Here is a 16,981-nt window from a genome sequence, read left to right on the forward strand (position 1 = left end):
CCTGAGGGTCCGGGCCGCTCCCACCCACCACACCCCCCACCCCCCCCCCCCCCCACCACCCCCCCCCCCCCCCCGCGGCCCCCCCCCCCCCCCCCCCCCCCCCAACCCTCCACATCGCATCGAACAACCCTCGACACGATCATCCCAAGGTCACCGGGCGCGCGGGCCGGGTCTGTCCGTGTTCCGGCCTGCCTCCTGCCGCGTACGTCGACCGTGGCAACCCCACGTTCCACGGGTCCGGCCCCACCGGTAGGTCCTGGCCCGTCGAAATGTAGGCGTCTCATCACGTTCCACGCAGACATATCGGAGAGTGACCACCCTCGGGGCCGGCTGACGTCCCGCCAGAACACCCCCGCACCCATCCGCCCCCGACACCCGCTGACCGATACCTTCCATGCCGTATACGCCACTTACTGTGACAAAAATGGCTCTGTCACGGGCAACCGAAAGCCATGATCCATTCTTGCCGAGGCGTAGTGAAGGATCGGCGGGCCGGAATCTTCACTCCGCCTCGGCAAGATTCCGTGACTTTGCGGAATGGTCGCCGTACCCACGCAGACACGGAGGCCCACGGAGCGCCGGAACGGCGGAACGGCGGAACGGCGGGAGGGAGGTCAGGCAGCGGGGGTGCTGCGGACGATGCCGACGAACTCCTCGGCGACGAGGCTCGCCCCGCCGACCAGACCGCCATCGATGTCGGGCATGGTGAACAGCTCGCCGGCGTTGGCCGCCTTCACCGATCCGCCGTACAGGACGCGGATACCAGCGGCGATGGACTCGTCGTACAGGTCGGCGAGCTTGCCCCGGACGGCGGCGCACATGTCCTGCGCGTCCTGGGCGGAGGCGGTGCGGCCGGTGCCGATCGCCCAGACGGGCTCGTAGGCGATGACGATCGAGGCGGCCTGCTCGGCGGTGATCCCGGCGAGTGAACCGGTGAGCTGGCCGAGCACGTGCTCGACGTGGGTGCCAGCGACCCGGATCGCCTCGACCTCGCCGACGCACAGGATCGGGGTGATCCCCACCGCGAACGCGGCCCTGGCCTTGGCGGCGACGGTCGCGTCGTCCTCGTGGTGGTCGGCTCGGCGCTCGGAGTGCCCGACGACGACGTACGAGCAGCCGAGCTTCGCCAGCATCGAACCGGCGATGTCCCCCGTGTGCGCGCCCGAGGTGTGCACGGAGAGGTCCTGCGCACCGTAGCCGAGGACGAGCTTGTCCCCGTCGATGAGGGTCTGCACGCTGCGCAGATCGGTGAACGGCGGGATGACGACGGTCTCGACCGCCTCGAGCTCGGCGGGCTTCAGGTCGAAGGCGACCTTCTGCACCAGCGCGATCGCCTCGAGGTGGTTGAGGTTCATCTTCCAGTTGCCGGCGACCAGTGTCCGGCGCCCGCTGCCAGTGGTGGGTTCGGTGCTCACGGCCTTGCCCCTCTCGGATCGGCCCCGCTCGGATCGGCCCCGCTCGGATCGGCCCCGCTCGGATCGGCCCTTGTCGGATCGGCCCTTGTCGGATCGGCCCTTGTCGGCTCGTCCACGTCCCAGTGGTGCCACGTCCTTGTCGTCCTTGTCCCCCGGAGTTGGTGGTGCTCAGACGTCCAGGGCGGCGAGGCCGGGCAGGGCCTTGCCCTCCAGGTACTCGAGGCTGGCACCGCCACCGGTGGAGATGTGGCTGAAGCCGGCGTCGGGGATGCCCAGGGTGCGCACGGCGGCGGCCGAGTCGCCTCCGCCGACGACGGAGAAGCCGGAACCGGCGGCGATCGACTCGGCGACGCCCCGGGTTCCGGCGGCGAACGGAGCCAGCTCGAACACGCCCATCGGACCGTTCCAGAAGACCGTGGCGGCATCCGCGAGGCGGGCCGCGAACGCGGCGGTGGAGGCGGGACCGATGTCGAGGCCGAGCCAGCCGTCGGGGATCGCGTCCGCGGTGACGGTGCGGGTGGCGGCGTCGGCGGCGAACCGGTCGGCGACGATCACGTCGGTGGGCAGCACGATCCGGTCGCCACCCTCGGCGAGCAGCGCCGAGCAGGTGTCGATCATCTCGGCCTCGAGCAGCGACGCGCCGACACCATGGCCGAGGGCGGCCAGGAAGGTGAAGTACATGCCGCCGCCGACGAACAGGGAGTCGACCTTCGGCAGCAGGGCGCGGATCACGCCGAGCTTGTCGGAGACCTTCGAGCCCCCGAGGACCACCGCGTACGGGCGGGCCGGGTCCTGCGACAGCCGGCGCAGCACGTCGAGTTCGGTGAGCACGAGGCTGCCGGCGGCGTGCGGCAGCCGCTTGGGCACGTCGACGACGCTGGCGTGCGCGCGGTGCACGGCACCGAAGGCATCCCCGACGTAGAACTCACCGAGCGCGGCCAGCTCATCGGCGAACGCGGCCCGCACCGCGGCGTCCTTGCTGGTCTCGCCCGGGTGGAAGCGCAGGTTCTCCAGCAGCGCGACCTCGCCGTCGCCGAGGCCCGCGACAATCTTGCGGGCGTGGACGCCGGCGATGTCCCCGCTGCCGTCGCCGGCGAAGGTGACCGGGCGACCGAGCAGCTCGCCGAGACGAACGGCGACGGGCTCCAGGGAGTACTTCGCGTCCGGTTCGCCCTTGGGCCGGCCCAGGTGGGAGGTGACGATCACGCGCGCACCCCGGTCGAGCAGCGCGGCGATCGTCGGCAGGCTCGCCCGGACCCGGCCGTCGTCGGTGATGCGCGGGGTGTCGCCCGAGCGGTCCAGTGGAACGTTGAGGTCACAGCGGACCAGAACACGGTGCCCGGCGACCTGTAGGTCGTCGATCGTCCTCACTCTGAGTTACTCCAGGGTTCGGGCCGGGATGCCGGCGGCGAAGGACAGGCGGTGGCCACGATGAGTCCGGCGGTGCCGGGTCCGACCGTGGGGTGACCAGTGATGGGTAACGAGTGACCGGGGACTGCCGCGGCACCAGGAAGCACGGGTCCGGTCCGGACCTGCCGCCGCCGGCGCCGGGTGGGCGGCCGGCGGCGGGCATCCGGATTTTCTGTGCCTGGCGGCGGGGTGCCTAGAGGCGGGCGGCGACCAGCGCGGTCAGGTCGACCAGGCGGTTGGAGTAGCCCCACTCGTTGTCGTACCAGCCGATGACCTTGACCTGGTTGCCGGCGGACATCGTCAGCAGCGAGTCGAAGGTGCACGACGCCGGGGTGTTGACGATGTCGGAGGAGACGATCGGGTCCTCGGTGTAGACCAGGTAGCCCTTGAGCGGACCCTCGGCGGCCGCCTTGAACGCCGCGTTGACCTCCTCCTTGCTCGCCGGCTTCGCCAGTGTCGCGACGAGGTCGGTGACCGAGCCGTCAAGCACCGGCACGCGCATGGCCAGACCGTCCAGCTTGCCCTTGAGCTGCGGCAGGACGAGCGAGGTGGCCTTGGCGGCACCGGTGGTGGTCGGGATGATGTTCTGCGCGGCGGCCCGGGCCCGGCGCAGGTCCGAGTGCGGGAAGTCCAGGATGACCTGGTCGTTGGTGTAGGCGTGGACCGTGGTCATCAGACCCTGGACGATGCCGAACGCCTCGTCGAGAACCTTCGCCAGCGGCGCCACGCAGTTGGTCGTGCAGGAGGCGTTGGACAGGATGTGCTGCGTGGCCGGGTCATAGGTGTCGTCGTTGACACCCATGACGATGGTGATGTCCTCGTCCTTGGCCGGCGCCGAGATGATGACCTTCTTCGCGCCCGCCTGCAGGTGCTTGCCCGCGTCCGCCGCCTTGGTGAAGCGGCCGGTGGACTCGATGACGATGTCGACACCGAGCTCGCCCCAGGGCAGGGCCGCCGGGTCACGCTCGGCGAGCACCTTGATGAACGAGTCGCCGGCCCGGATGCCACCCTCGGTGACGCTGACCGGGGCGGCCAGCGTGCCCAGCGTGGTGTCGTACTTCAGCAGATGCGCGAGGGTCTTGCTGTCGGTCAGGTCGTTGACGGCGACGATCTCCAGGTCGTCCCGCTTGCTCGCCGCAAGCGCCCGCCAGAAGTTACGGCCGATCCGCCCGAAGCCGTTGACACCCACCCTTGTCGCCACGTCCTGGACTCTCCCTACCGTCGTGTGTCTCGTCGATTTGACCGTCACGACACCGTCGCGTCATGACGTCGTTCGGTATGACGTTGTCGAGGGAGGAGCCTAACGAGTTCGCACATCATCGGCCGCAATCCGAACCGTGCGGTGTTGGTCTCCTCACACAGGACCGCATTTCCATCACCCGGGCCACCTGCTGCCAAGCGGCGCCGGCCCGCCGCGGCCGACCGGCCCGCACTGCGCCGGGACGGCCCCCGGGCCAGCGACGACCCGCCGACCGGCCCGACCGGGCTCGGACCCGGACAGGGCCGGACACTGGCCGGACGCCCCCGGCGACGGTCATCGTTGTGCCCCCTGTGGGCGATCACGATCGTGCTATCCACGGCACATTATTCCATCGTCGCCCGGGCCTGTTGATCAGAGCGCCGTGACGTTGCGAGGCATGGTCCCGACCGGACCCGACCGGACCGACCGGGGCCGCAATTCTCACTAAATATCCACCCGAATGACCGATATAACCCGAATGACGGTGGATACTCAGGCGTTCTCCAACAGGTCCGGGGAGACGCTTGCCTCGGTGTTCGGGATGCCGAGAGCGTTGGCCCGCTTGTCGGCGAGCGCGAGCAGCCGGCGGATCCGTCCGGCCACCGCGTCCTTGGTCAACGGCGGGTCGGCCAGCGCGCCCAGTTCCTCCAGCGACGCCTGGGCGTGCTCGAGGCGCAGCCGTCCCGCGGCGAGCAGATGATCTGGGGCATCCTGGCCCAGGATACGCATCGCGGCCTGCACCCGGGCGCCGGCCGCGACCGCCGCCCGCGCCGAGCGGCGCAGGTTGGCGTCGTCGAAGTTGGCCAGCCGGTTCGCGGTCGCCCGGACCTCCCGGCGCATCCGCCGTTCCTCCCAGGCCAGCAGGCTGTCGTGGGCTCCGATCCGGGTCAGCAACGCGCCGATCGCGTCGCCATCGCGGATCACCACCCGGTCCACTCCGCGCACATCGCGGCTTTTGGCCTGCACGCCGAGCCGCCGGGCCGCACCGACCAGTGCCAGCGCCGCCTCCGGCCCGGGTGAGGTGACCTCCAGTGAGCAGGACCGCCCGGGTTCGGTCAGCGACCCGTGGGCGAGGAACGCCCCGCGCCAGGCCGCCGCCGCGTCACAGGCCGAACCGGTGACGACCTGCGGTGGCAGGCCACGCACCGGCCGGCCACGCTGGTCGAGCAGCCCGGTGGAGCGGGCGAGCTGCTCCCCGTCGCGTTCGACCCGCACGATGTAGCGCACCGAACGACGCAGTCCGCCCGCGGCGAGCACCGCCACGGTGGACGGGAAGCCGAACACTTCCGCGACCTCCCGGCGCAGCCGCCGCGCGGTCGCGCCCGTGTCCAGCTCGGCCTCGACGACGATCCGGCCCCCGACGATGTGCAGACCGCCACCGAAACGCAGCAGCGCCGCCATCTCGGCGCGCCGGCAACAGGGTTTCGCGACCCGTAGCCGGCTCAGTTCATCCTTGACGGTGGCCGTCATCGCCGCCACACCGATCACTCCTTGGCTTCACCAGATGAGGTCCGGCGGACGGCTCCGCCAGACGAGGGGTACCCGAACCGGGCGGCCCCGCCGACCGGCACCGCGGGGGCCGGCCGGGCCGGATGCCGCGGATCTGCCTCCGCGAACACCGCCTGGAAGGCAGCAGCGAGCCGGATCGGATCGTGCACGGGCGCACCCGGCACCCGCACCGGCGCCAGGTGCAGGCGGGCGCCCAGCAGAGCGGCCGCGGCGGCAAGCGGGACGGGATCGGGTACCGCGGTCGGATCGGCGAGCACCACGTCGATACGCAGCCCGGGCACATGCCGGCGCAGCGCATCGAGATGGGCCTGTGGGGTGTAGCCGGCGGTCTCGCCCGGCTGGGCGGCCAGGTTCAGCACCATGAGGGTGCGCCCCCGGGCCGAGGTGATCGCCTGGCGCATCCCGGGCACCAGCAGGTGCGGCAGCATGCTGGTGTAAAGCGATCCCGGGCCGAGCACCAGCCAGTCGGCGGCGCGGGCGGCTGCCACCGCCTCCCGGCAGGGCACCGGTGCGGGCGGTGCCACGCGCAGCCCCACCACCCGGCCGGTCGTGGTGGCCACCGCGGCCTGCCCGCGCACCTCGGTGGTCGCCTCGGGATCGCGTGGATCGAGCCCGGCGACGTCGGCGACGATGTCGATGCCCGCCGTCGCCAGCGGCAGCACCCGGCCACGCACGCCAAGCAGTCCGGCCGCGAGGTCGAGGGCGGCCACCGGTGACCCGGTGCGCTCGGCGAGACCGGTGAGCACCAGGTTCCCGACGGCGTGCCCGGCCAGCGGACCGGGCCCGCCGAACCGGTGCTGGAACAGGTCGGTCCAGGCCGCCGGGTCCCCCTCGGCACCGGCGAGGGCAGCCAGCGCCATCCGCAGGTCACCCATCGGCAGCGCGCCGAGCTCGGCCCGCAGCCGCCCCGACGAACCACCGTCATCACCGACGGTGACCACCGCGGTGAGGGCCGCCGTCAGCCGGCGCAGCGCCGCCAGGGAGGCGGCCAGGCCATGCCCGCCGCCGAAGGCGACCACCGCCGGCGCCGGACCCGCCGCCGTCCACCCGCCGGCCGCGTCGTCCAGCGCGGACGGCCGGGCATCGTGCTGCTGCTCGAAACGGGTCACGCTCACTCCCGTCCCAGATCGCGGTGGACCACACGGACCCCGATGCCGTCCGCGCCCAGGCGCGCGCCGATCTGCTCGGCCATGGCGACGCTGCGATGCTTGCCACCGGTGCAGCCGACCGCGAGCGTCAGGTACCGCTTGCCCTCCCGGGCGAAGCCCTCCCCCATCAGATGCAGCAGCGCGGCGAACTGGTCGAGGAACTCGGCCGCGCCCGGCTGGGCGAGCACGTAGTCCCGGACCTGCGGGTCCCGTCCGGTGTAGGGGCGCAGTTCCTCCACCCAGTGCGGGTTGGGCAAGAACCGGCAGTCGGCGACCAGGTCGGCGTCCAGGGGCAGCCCGTACTTGTAGCCGAACGAGACGACGGTGGCGTTGAGCCGGTGCGTGCGTGGTTGACCGAAGGCGGCGTCGATCTTCGCCCGCAGCTCGTGGACGTTGAGGTCGGTCGTGTCCAGCACGAGGTCGGCCTCCCCACGAAGCTCCGCGAGCAGTGTGCGCTCCCGGCCGATGCCGTCGACGACCCGGCCGTCGCCCTGCAGCGGATGCGGCCGGCGAACGTGGTCGAACCGGCGGATCAGCGCGTCGTCGCTGGCCTCGAGGAACAGCATCCGTGGCTGCATGCCCCGGGTGTCCAGGGCCGCGACCGCCGCCCGCAGATCGGAGAAGAACGCGCGACCGCGGACGTCGACGACGACGGCGATCCGGCTGACCGCACCGCCGGAACGATGACCGAGTTCGGCCATCGTGGACAGCAGGGCGGGCGGCAGGTTGTCGACCACGAACCAGCCGAGGTCCTCCAGGCACTTGGCGGCCGTGCTGCGCCCCGCGCCGGACAGGCCGGTGATGATCGCCAGCTCGAGGGTCGGTGTGGTCATGAGGTCCGTCCCGCGTCGGCGTTGTCGAGAATCTCCCCGGTCACCGGGTCGACGGCCGGGGTGGGCGCCGCGGGCTGCCCCGGCGCCGTACGGGCGAGGGCCGCCACGATCGCCTCGGCGGTGCGCGGACCGATCCCGGACACCTGGGCAAGTTCCTCGACGCTGGCCGCCCGGATCTTCGCAACCGAACCGAACGCCCGCAGCAGCGCCTTGCGCCGCGTCTCGCCGAGCCCCGGCACCTCGTCGAGCACGGAGGCCACCATCGCTGTCGACCGTTTCTGCCGGTGATAGGTGATCGCGAAGCGGTGTGCCTCGTCCCGCACCCGTTGTAGCAGGTAGAGCCCCTCGGATGTGCGTGGGAGGATCACTGGCTCGTCGCTGTCGGCCAGCCACACCTCCTCAAGGCGCTTCGCGAGCCCGCACAGCGCCACACCGCCCGGGCCGTCATCGATGCCAAGGTCGGCCAGCGCCCGCGCCGCCGCCGCGACCTGCGGTGCCCCGCCGTCCACGACGACCAGGTTCGGTGGGTAGGCGAACCGGCGGGGACGCCCGGTATCCGGATCGATCGGCTGCCCGCCCCCGGCCGCCTCGTCCCGCGACACCGCCTCGTCCCGCGACACCGCCTCGTCCCGCGACACCGTCGGGCCACCGGTCGCATCCGGGTCGTCTCTCCCGGATGCGGAACCCTCGGCGCTGGCCGGGAGGCCGGCGATCTCACCGGTCCGCGACTGTTCGGCGAGGTATCGGGAGAAACGCCGGTGGATCGTCTCGTACATGCTCGCGACGTCATCCTGACCCCGGGCGTCCGCTCCGGCGGCACCATGCCGCCCGGCGCCGTCCGCGGCCCGGCTGTCGTACGGGCCGCTGGCGAGCCCACGGATGGAGAAACGGCGGTACTCGGACTTGCGCGCCAGGCCGTCCTCGAACACCACCATGCTGGCGACGATGTTGGTGCCCTGGGTGTTGGACACGTCGTAGCACTCGATCCGCAGCGGGGCGTCCGGCAGGTCCAGAGCCTCCTGCAGTTCGGCCAGCGCACGACTACGAGCGGTCAGGTCGCTCGCCCGCTTCGTGCGGTGCAGGGCGAGGGCCTGACTGGCGTTACGCTGCACCGTCTCGAGCAGGGTGCGTTTGTCGCCGCGGCGGGGCACCCGCAGCTCCACCCGGCCGCCGCGGGTCGCCGTGAGCAGTTCGGTCACGGCCTGCGCATCCGGAGGCAGGACCGGCACCAGGATCTCGCGGGCGACGCCGGCACCCTCGACGTCCACACTCGCGAGCCCGGTGGGCCGGCGGGCGTCCCCTCGCACCCCGTGCCCGCCGAGGGGCTGGGCAGCGCCTTGCGGCGCCACCGTGCCCGCGGCGCTGGGGTCGCTGCTGGTCGCGGCGTCGGTGCTGGCGGGTGGGGTGATGCCGTCGAGATAATCCTGGGTGAGGAACTGCTCGACGAGGTCGGCGGTGGTCACGTCCTCGACCTTGTCGACCACCCAGCCGCGCTGGCCGCGGACCCGCCCACCACGGACGTAGAAGATCGCGACCGCGGCTTCCAGCTCGTCCTCGGCGAAGGCGATCACGTCGGCGTCGGTGCCGTCGGGGAGCACGACCGCCTGCTTCTCGATCGCGCGACGCAGGGCGCCGGCGTCGTCGCGCAGCCGGGCGGCCCGCTCGTACTCCTGGGCTGCTGCGGCGACCCGCATGTCCTGCTCGATACGACGCAGGAACCGGCCGGTCTGGCCGGACATGAAGTCGCAGAAGTCGTTGACGATCGCCCGGTGCTCGGCGGCGTCGACCCGCCCGACACACGGCGCGCTACACCGGTCGATGTAGCCGAGCAGACACGGTCGACCCACCTGGCTGGCCCGCCGGAACACCCCGGTCGAGCAGGTCCGGGCCGGAAACACCCGCAGCAACTGGTCCAGGGTCTCCCGGATGGCCCAGGCATGGACATACGGCCCGAAGTAACGCACGCCCCTGCGCTTCGGCCCCCGCATGACCTGCAGTCGCGGGAACTCCTCGTGAAGGGTCACGGCGAGACTCGGATAACTCTTGTCGTCGCGGTAGCGGACGTTGAACCGCGGGTCGAACTCCTTGATCCAGGTGAACTCGAGCTGCAGCGCCTCGACCTCGGTGGTGACCACCGTCCACTCGACGGCACAGGCGGTGCGCACCATCTGCTGGGTGCGGGGATGCAGCGTGTGCGGGGCCGCGAAGTAGTTCGCGAGCCGGGCGCGCAGGTTCTTGGCCTTGCCGACGTACAGCACACGGCCGTGCTCGTCACGGAAGCGGTAGACGCCGGGAGTCTCGGGGATCGACCCCGGCGCAGGCCGGTAGGACGCCGGATCAGCCATGAACCGAGCCTACGGCGACCATCATCCTGGACGAGCGACACCTGCACGTAACCATTTCATCACGCATAGCGTGCACCCTGGTCGGCGGGGGTCCGTTCCCCGGCCCGCGGACGGTCCGACGGCACGCCGGGAATCCAGGACGTAAAGTGATCACATCCATACCTTCCGGTGTTCGGGGCTGGCCCGCTGGCGCCCGGGGCGCAGGGCTGCGACCCTCGACACACCGGACGGCGAACCGAGGGAGCCAGCGCGTGTTTGGAAAGGACGTCACCACGGAGTTCGTCGTGGACGACGGCGCCGGCAGCGGGCGGGTGACGGTGTTCCAGATCTGCTGGCGTGCCTGTGACCCACTGGCCGTCTCGCTGGCGCTCGTGTCCCGCCCGGAACACCCAGCGCTGCCGCAGGGTAACTGGGTGGCTCCACGCGACGCGCTGCGCACGGGCCTGGATCGCCCCGTCGGGGACGGCGACGTGCGTATCTGCCCCGACCCGAACGAGGACAAGATCCGTCTCGACCTGGCCGACGGCGAGAAGAACACCGTGGTCCTGTTGGCCACGGCGCCGCTGCGTCGCTTCCTGGACCGCACCGAACGGCTCGTACCCACCGGTCAGGAGCACACCGAGCAGGAGTTGGACACCGTGCTCGCAGACCTTCTGCAGGACTGACCGTCCACCCGGCACCCCGCCGGCCCACCCAGTCCGCACAGCCACGGGACCCAGCCGGCCGGCGGCCGGCCGATGCGGCGATCGCGGCCTCAGCGGGCCGCGGCCTCGGCGACGCGTTCACGCCGCACCCCCCGGCCGGCACCGCCGCCGCCCGCGCCGTTCGATCCGGTGAGCCGGTCGCCGAGAATCTCACGCAGGAACAGAGCCGTGTGACTTTCGGCGACTGCAGCCACACTTTCGGGTGAGCCCTGCGCGACGACCCGACCGCCGCCGGTGCCGCCCTCCGGGCCCATGTCGATGATCCAGTCGGCGGTCTTGATCACGTCGAGGTTGTGCTCGATGACGATGACGGTGTTCCCGGCGTCGACCAACCGGCTGAGCACTCCGAGCAGTTTGCGGATGTCCTCGAAGTGGAGCCCGGTCGTCGGCTCGTCCAAAACGTAGACGGTGCGCCCGGTGGAGCGACGCTGCAGCTCGGCGGCGAGTTTGACCCGCTGCGCCTCGCCACCGGACAACGTCGGCGCCGACTGGCCGAGCCGGACGTAGCCGAGCCCGACGTCGTTGAGGGTGCGCAGGTGACGGGCGATCGCCGGCACCGCGGCGAAGAACTCGGCGGCCTCCTCGATCGGCATGTCGAGCACTTCGGCGATGCTGCGGTTCTTGTAGTGCACCTCCAGGGTCTCCCGGTTGTAGCGGGCGCCATGGCAGACCTCACACGGCACGTACACGTCCGGCAGGAAGTTCATCTCGATTTTGATCGTGCCGTCACCGGAGCAGGCCTCGCAGCGACCACCCTTGACGTTGAACGAGAACCGCCCGGGCTGGTAGCCGCGCACCTTCGCCTCGGTGGTCTCGGCGAACAGGCGGCGGATGTGGTCGAACACACCGGTGTAGGTGGCCGGGTTCGACCGTGGGGTGCGTCCGATCGCTGACTGGTCGACCCGCACGGCCTTGTCGAGCTCCTCGAGGCCGCTGACGGTGCGGTGCCGGCCAGGCACCTCGCGGGCGCCGTTGAGCCGGTTCGCGAGCACGGCCGCAAGGATGTCGTTGACCAACGTCGACTTCCCCGAGCCGGACACGCCGGTGACGGCGACGAAACAGCCAAGCGGAAACGACACCGTCACGTCGCGCAGGTTGTGCTCCCGGGCACCGTGCACCGTGAGTGCCCGGCCCTTCGTCGGCATCCGGCGGATGTCGGGTACCGGGATCTGCCGGCGACCGGACAGATAGGCGCCGGTCATCGACTCCTCGCTGGCCAGCAGCTGCTCCACCGGCCCGGACACGACGACCCGCCCACCGTGCTCGCCGGCACCGGGGCCGATGTCGACCACCCAGTCGGACGCGCGGATCGTGTCCTCGTCGTGCTCGACGACGATGAGCGTGTTACCGAGGTCACGCAGGCGCTCGAGGGTCTGGATGAGCCGCCGGTTGTCCCGCTGGTGCAGGCCGATGGACGGCTCGTCCAGCACATACAGCACGCCGACGAGGCCGGAACCGATCTGGGTCGCGAGCCGGATACGCTGCGCCTCCCCGCCAGCGAGCGTCCCTGCGGCCCGGTCGAGGGAGAGGTAGTCCAGGCCGACGTCGAGCAGGAACGACAGCCGGGCGTCGACCTCCTTGAGCACCCGGCCGGCGATCACCTGCTCCCGCTCGGTGAGCTCGAGGCCGCGCAGGAAGTCCGCGCACTCCCCGATCGCCATCCCCGACACCTCGGCGATGGATCTTGCACCCAGGGTGACCGCGAGCGACTCGGGCTTGAGCCGCGCGCCGCGGCACGCCGGGCACGGCACATCACGCATGTAGCCCTCGTAGCGCTCCCGGCTGCTGTCCGACTCGGCCTCGCGGTGCCGCCGGCCGATGAAACCGATCACTCCCTCGAAGGAGGCGTAGTAGGACCGCTTACGCCCGTATCGGTTGGTATAGCCGACGTGGATCTCGGTGTCCCCGCTGCCGTGCAGCACGGCCTTGCGGGCCCGCTCGGGCAGGCCCTCCCAGGGGGTGTCCATCCGGAAGCTGAGGTCCTCGGCGAGCGCGGTGAGCAACCGCTCGAAGTACTCCTTGTTGTGGCCGCCGGCCCACGGTGCCACCGCCCCCTGGGCCAACGACAGCGTCGGGTCGGGGATGACCAGCTCCGGGTCGACCTCCTTGCGGGTACCGATGCCGGAGCAGTCCGGGCAGGCACCGTAGGGCGAGTTGAACGAGAACGACCGCGGTTCCAGCTCCTCGAACGACAGATCGTCGTACATGCAGGCGAGATGCTCGGAGTACATCCGCTCGCGTTCGGGATCGTCGACGGGCCGGTCGACGAAGTCGACGAGCACCAGGCCGCCCCCGAGGCGCAGCGCCGTCTCCACCGAGTCGGTCAGGCGCTGCTTGGCCGACGCCTTCGCCGCCAACCGGTCGACCACGACCTCGATGGTGTGCTTGCGCTGCTTGGCAAGCTTCGGCGCCTCGGTGAGGGCGACGACATCGCCGTCGACCCGGGCTCGGGCGAAACCGGAGCTCTGCAGCTCGGCGAACAGATCGAGGTACTCGCCCTTGCGCCCGCGCACCACCGGGGCGAGCAGCTGGAAGCGGGTGCCCTCGGGCAGTTCGAGCAGCCGGTCGACGATCTGCTGGGGCGTCTGCCGGGCGATCGGCCGACCGCATTTCGGACAGTGCGGGCGGCCTGCGCGAGCGTAGAGCAGTCGCAGGTAGTCGTACACCTCGGTGATCGTGCCGACGGTGGACCGCGGGTTGCGTGAGGTCGACTTCTGGTCGATGGACACCGCCGGGGACAGGCCCTCGATGAAGTCCACATCCGGTTTGTCCATCTGGCCGAGGAACTGGCGAGCGTACGCCGACAACGACTCGACGTAGCGCCGCTGCCCCTCCGCGAAGATCGTGTCGAAGGCGAGACTCGACTTGCCCGACCCCGACATCCCAGTGAAGACGATCAGCCCGTCCCGAGGCAGGTCAAGATCGACGTTGCGGAGGTTGTGCTCACGCGCGCCGCGCACGACAAGACGGTCGGCCATCGTCGATCCCTCATGATCTTCCGAAACTGCACACCTGGTCGAGTGTGGCCATGCTACGGACGACGTCCGACACTTCTGCCGTGGCCACCGCGGCCCGGGGACCAGCTGCCGCACAGCACCTGATCCCACCCAACGCCCGGGCCGCACAGCAGCTCGATCCGCGCGGCCCCGCACGGCAGAATGTCCACTGCGGCGGCACGACCCACCCGAGAGACGCCAACCACCCGTCACCAGGCAATGTTCCGCCCCCACGGCAGGAGGCCCCTGATGAGCAACGCGTACACCGGGCAGGTCACCGTCGGCGGCCCGGCCGACACCCGCGCACTGCCCGGCCTGGCCGTGACGAAGGTGGCCGTCGGCCCGATGAACAACAACGCCTACCTGCTGCGCTGCACCACCACGGGCGAGCAGCTGCTCATCGACGCCGCGAACGAGCCCGCCACCCTGCTCGGCCTCGTCGGGGAGGCCGGCCTCGCCACCGTCGTCACCAGCCACCGCCACGCCGATCACGTCCAGGCGCTCGCCGAGGTCGTCGCCGCCACCGGCGCCACCACCCTCGCCCACGCCGATGACGCGGACGCGATCCCCGTCCCGACCGCCCGCACACTGCACGACGGCGACGAGGTCACGGTCGGCCGCGCCACGCTGCGCGCGATCCACCTCGTCGGTCACACCCCCGGCTCGGTCGCCCTGCTCTACGACGCCGACCCGGCCGCCCCACACCTGTTCACCGGCGACTGCCTGTTCCCCGGGGGTCCTGGCAACACCTTCGGCGACGCCGCCGCCTTCACCACCCTGATGGACGATCTGGAAGCCAAGATCTTCGGTCCGCTGCCCGACACCACCTGGATCTATCCCGGCCACGGCGACGACACCGTCCTCGGCACCGAACGCCCCCATCTCGCCGAGTGGCGAGCCCGGGGCTGGTGACATCTGGCCCCGGGAATCGCGCTCAGCCGCGTCGGGCCCGGCGGGAAAGTGAGCCGAGGTTCTGATCGGCGCCGCGGCCCGGGTCGGCCGGACCCGCCGGCGCCGGAATCGCCGGGATGGAGCTGGGCGGCGATGTGACCACCGTCGGCGTGGGGCTGATGACCGCCGTCAGGCCGGCATCCTCGTGGTCCCCGTGGTGGGGACGGGGAAGCTGGCCGAGGCGCAGGCGCGTCGCGGCGGGGATCGCCTGCCACCGGGACGTGACCGCAGGCTCCCAGGAGGGCCGGGCCAGGCCGCCGAGCAGGCCGTTCAGCATCCGTGCCGCGCGGCGCGCGTCGTGGGGACGGCCGGTGACGAGCTTGCGAACGGTGAGCAGGCCGAGCTGGGCGGCGTGCACCACAGGCCAGCTGCGACCGACCGTGGCGCGGTGCCGGCGGGCGTAGACGGCGGCGGCGCGACCGAGTTCGGTGTGCAGCAGCGGGGACCGCCCGACCGTCTCGCCGCCGAGGTGCACCACCGGCCATTCGTCGTCGACCCAGGCGATCCGGCCGCCACTGGCGTACAGCCGGGCGAACAGGTCGGTCTCCTCGTAGTACATCCAGAAGGACGGATCGAACCCGCCGAGTTCGAGGAAGGTCCGGGCCCGGATCGCGAAGAACGCACCGACCGGATAGCGCAGATGCGGCCAGCGGGCGACCGCCGCGGCCTCGCCGCGCACGGCGATGAACGCATTGGTCCGAGCGGTTGGCAGGACCGCCTGGGAGCGTCCCGGCGGCCCGTCAGGGGTGTCCAGAAACGGAAAGCCGACCGCATCGACCGACGGCGGGTACCAGGCAAGAAGATCGGGAAGAACAGCCACGGTCTGCGCGGGAATCGTCACGTCGCTGTTGACCACGAGCACCCACTCGGGCCCGCTGCCCCCGGTCTCGCCGGCCATCCCGGCCGTTGCGGTGGCCGACCCCTCCGCCACGATGTGGCGGACGGCGATGTTGACAGCGGTGCCATAACCGACGTTGCCCTGACCCTCGACGATGCGCACGCCGTCCGGAACCGCGGTCCGGTCGAGTGGACCGTTCTCCACCAGGACGACCCTGCTCCCCCTGACAGCAAGCAGGGCCGTAAGCAGCTCGTGCAGATGGGACGAGCCGCCGTGGGACACGACAACCGAGCACAGACTGTGCATCATCCGCCTTCATAGAAAGAATAAGTGCTGATAATCGGCATTTCGTCGCAACCGGCGCAACGCGCAGCTGAACCCGCCGACTTCGCGGCGAGCACGGAAGTAGACCAGGCCCGAAACCTCGACCCGGTCACCGATCGCCACCAGAATAACGACGTCCTGGAGATGTTCCATGTTGTTCGACGGCGAGTCGCGCCCGATTCTTCGGCACGCCAGAAAAGGGTGGATTCGCGACCTGGCACCGACTCGGGCGGCGCCGATTCTCGAATGGGATCGGCAGACCACTAAATCTGTACGAGCGACCGTCGTAAGCAGCGCCCAAACAGCCGACGGAGACCGGGGTCACACCACGGCCGGACGCGGCAAGAACATCTCCGGACTCCGCATGGACAAGTATCACACACATCACGGCGCACCTCGGCGCGCCACATTCGCCTACCGAGTCGGGGCCGCCCGCGCCGCGCGTCGCGTCCCGTGACCGTCGACCCCCGGCCCGTTGTGGCCGGGGAGGGCGGTGGACGAGGAAATCGTAGGAGTCCGGCCGTTTCGCCACCAGTCGCGACACTGCCCTGTCAACGTAAGAACATGCCGCACCCAGATCGACTGACCGCGATTGTCGAGGAGTTGCGCCGGGCCGGACCCGCCGGGCGCACCGCTGCCAGCCTGGCAGCACGGCTGGATGTGAGCGTCCGCACGATTCGCCGGGACCTCCTGGATCTGCAGAAGGCGGGCGTCTCGGTGGGCGGAATCTCCGGGCCGGGCGGAGGCTACGTACTCGCCCAGCATGCGACGGTGCCGCCCGTCACCTTCACCCAGGGGCAGGCCGGCGCCGCCGCCGTGGCGCTGGCCGGTGCTGGTGGCGGGCCGCTTACCCGCGATGGGGCGGCGGCGCTGGAGAAGCTGCTCGACAGCCTGCCGCCGACCCAGCAGCGGTTGGTGGCCGAGCGGGCTGCGGGTTCCGCCACCAGCTCGCCGACGCTCGCGCGCACCCCGCTGGCCGTCACGATCGAGGAGGCGCTACGCGCCGGCCAGGTCCTCGTCATCGACTATCAGGACGCCGTGGGCAGCCGGACGGTGGGGCGGCAGATCGAACCGGCGCTGCTGGCCCTGACCGCCGGCCAGTGGTACCTGCTGGCCTGGTGCCTCGAACGGCGGGGGCCGCGGTGGTTTCGTTGGGACCGCATCTCCCGGGCGGTGAACACCGGCCGCCCCGTGCAGGACCGCGACCCGTTCGCCTTCTTCACCGCGCCGCCACCGGGCGTGCGCCGCCCGCGCCCGCGACCGCCGGC

The 16,981-nt window shown here is 71.2% G+C and carries 12 protein-coding genes; 3 read left to right on the top strand and 9 right to left on the bottom strand.

Translation table 11 applies throughout. From position 1 onward, the window contains the following. Positions 1-614: 614 nt before the first annotated feature. The 7 genes from tpiA to uvrC all read right to left on the bottom strand — a co-directional run bounded on the left by tpiA (position 615) and on the right by uvrC (position 9,900). Entirely contained in the window at positions 615-1,415 is an 801-nt protein-coding gene (gene tpiA, locus ND747_RS26370) for a triose-phosphate isomerase (protein ID WP_308204701.1), read from the bottom strand. 168 nt (positions 1,416-1,583) lie between these two features. Next, on the bottom strand, positions 1,584-2,786 hold the full coding sequence (gene pgk / locus ND747_RS26375) for a phosphoglycerate kinase (RefSeq protein WP_251736966.1): 1,203 nt from the start codon (positions 2,784-2,786) through the stop codon (positions 1,584-1,586). 232 nt (positions 2,787-3,018) lie between these two features. Continuing rightward, entirely contained in the window at positions 3,019-4,026 is a 1,008-nt protein-coding gene (gap, locus tag ND747_RS26380) for a type I glyceraldehyde-3-phosphate dehydrogenase (protein WP_251736967.1), read from the bottom strand. Positions 4,027-4,557: 531 nt separating this feature from the next. Next, on the bottom strand, positions 4,558-5,535 hold the full coding sequence (gene whiA, locus ND747_RS26385) for a DNA-binding protein WhiA (RefSeq protein ID WP_251736976.1): 978 nt from the start codon (positions 5,533-5,535) through the stop codon (positions 4,558-4,560). 14 nt (positions 5,536-5,549) lie between these two features. Then, positions 5,550-6,641 carry a uridine diphosphate-N-acetylglucosamine-binding protein YvcK gene (yvcK, locus tag ND747_RS26390; protein WP_251736977.1) on the bottom strand — a complete coding sequence of 364 codons (1,092 nt, stop codon included), beginning with the start codon at positions 6,639-6,641 and terminating at the stop codon, positions 5,550-5,552. A 44-nt stretch (positions 6,642-6,685) separates the two neighbouring features. Continuing rightward, a complete protein-coding gene (rapZ, locus tag ND747_RS26395; RefSeq protein WP_251736968.1) occupies positions 6,686-7,555 on the bottom strand; it encodes an RNase adapter RapZ in 870 nt (289 codons plus the stop codon). Then, the gene (gene uvrC / locus ND747_RS26400) at positions 7,552-9,900 is read right to left on the bottom strand and encodes an excinuclease ABC subunit UvrC (RefSeq protein WP_251736969.1); all 2,349 of its coding nucleotides are present in this window, start codon (positions 9,898-9,900) and stop codon (positions 7,552-7,554) included. The genes rapZ and uvrC overlap by 4 nt, the downstream gene beginning before the upstream one ends. A gap of 251 nt (positions 9,901-10,151) precedes the next feature. On the opposite strand from uvrC, the gene ND747_RS26405 reads away from it, so the two are divergent. After that, positions 10,152-10,565 (top strand): SsgA family sporulation/cell division regulator, encoded by a 414-nt coding sequence (locus tag ND747_RS26405; RefSeq protein WP_251736970.1) that lies wholly within the window; start codon positions 10,152-10,154, stop codon positions 10,563-10,565. An 89-nt stretch (positions 10,566-10,654) separates the two neighbouring features. On the opposite strand, the gene uvrA is transcribed toward ND747_RS26405, so the two are convergent. Further along, positions 10,655-13,582, bottom strand: coding sequence for an excinuclease ABC subunit UvrA (gene uvrA / locus ND747_RS26410; RefSeq protein WP_251736971.1), 2,928 nt, complete (start codon positions 13,580-13,582; stop codon positions 10,655-10,657). 267 nt (positions 13,583-13,849) lie between these two features. On the opposite strand from uvrA, the gene ND747_RS26415 reads away from it, so the two are divergent. Beyond that, positions 13,850-14,512, top strand: a complete 663-nt coding sequence (locus ND747_RS26415; protein WP_251736972.1) for an MBL fold metallo-hydrolase — start codon at positions 13,850-13,852, stop codon at positions 14,510-14,512. 22 nt (positions 14,513-14,534) lie between these two features. Here the strand turns inward: ND747_RS26415 and ND747_RS26420 are convergent, their stop codons facing one another. After that, positions 14,535-15,698, bottom strand: coding sequence for a glycosyltransferase family 2 protein (locus ND747_RS26420; protein WP_308204703.1), 1,164 nt, complete (start codon positions 15,696-15,698; stop codon positions 14,535-14,537). A 579-nt stretch (positions 15,699-16,277) separates the two neighbouring features. Here ND747_RS26420 and ND747_RS26425 point away from each other — a divergent pair. Beyond that, a partial coding sequence (locus tag ND747_RS26425) for a YafY family protein (protein WP_251736973.1) occupies positions 16,278-16,981 on the top strand: 704 nt, incomplete at its 3' end.

It is taken from the genome of Frankia sp. R82, assembly GCF_023716925.1.
Taxonomy (GTDB): Bacteria; Actinomycetota; Actinomycetes; order Frankiales; family Frankiaceae; genus Frankia.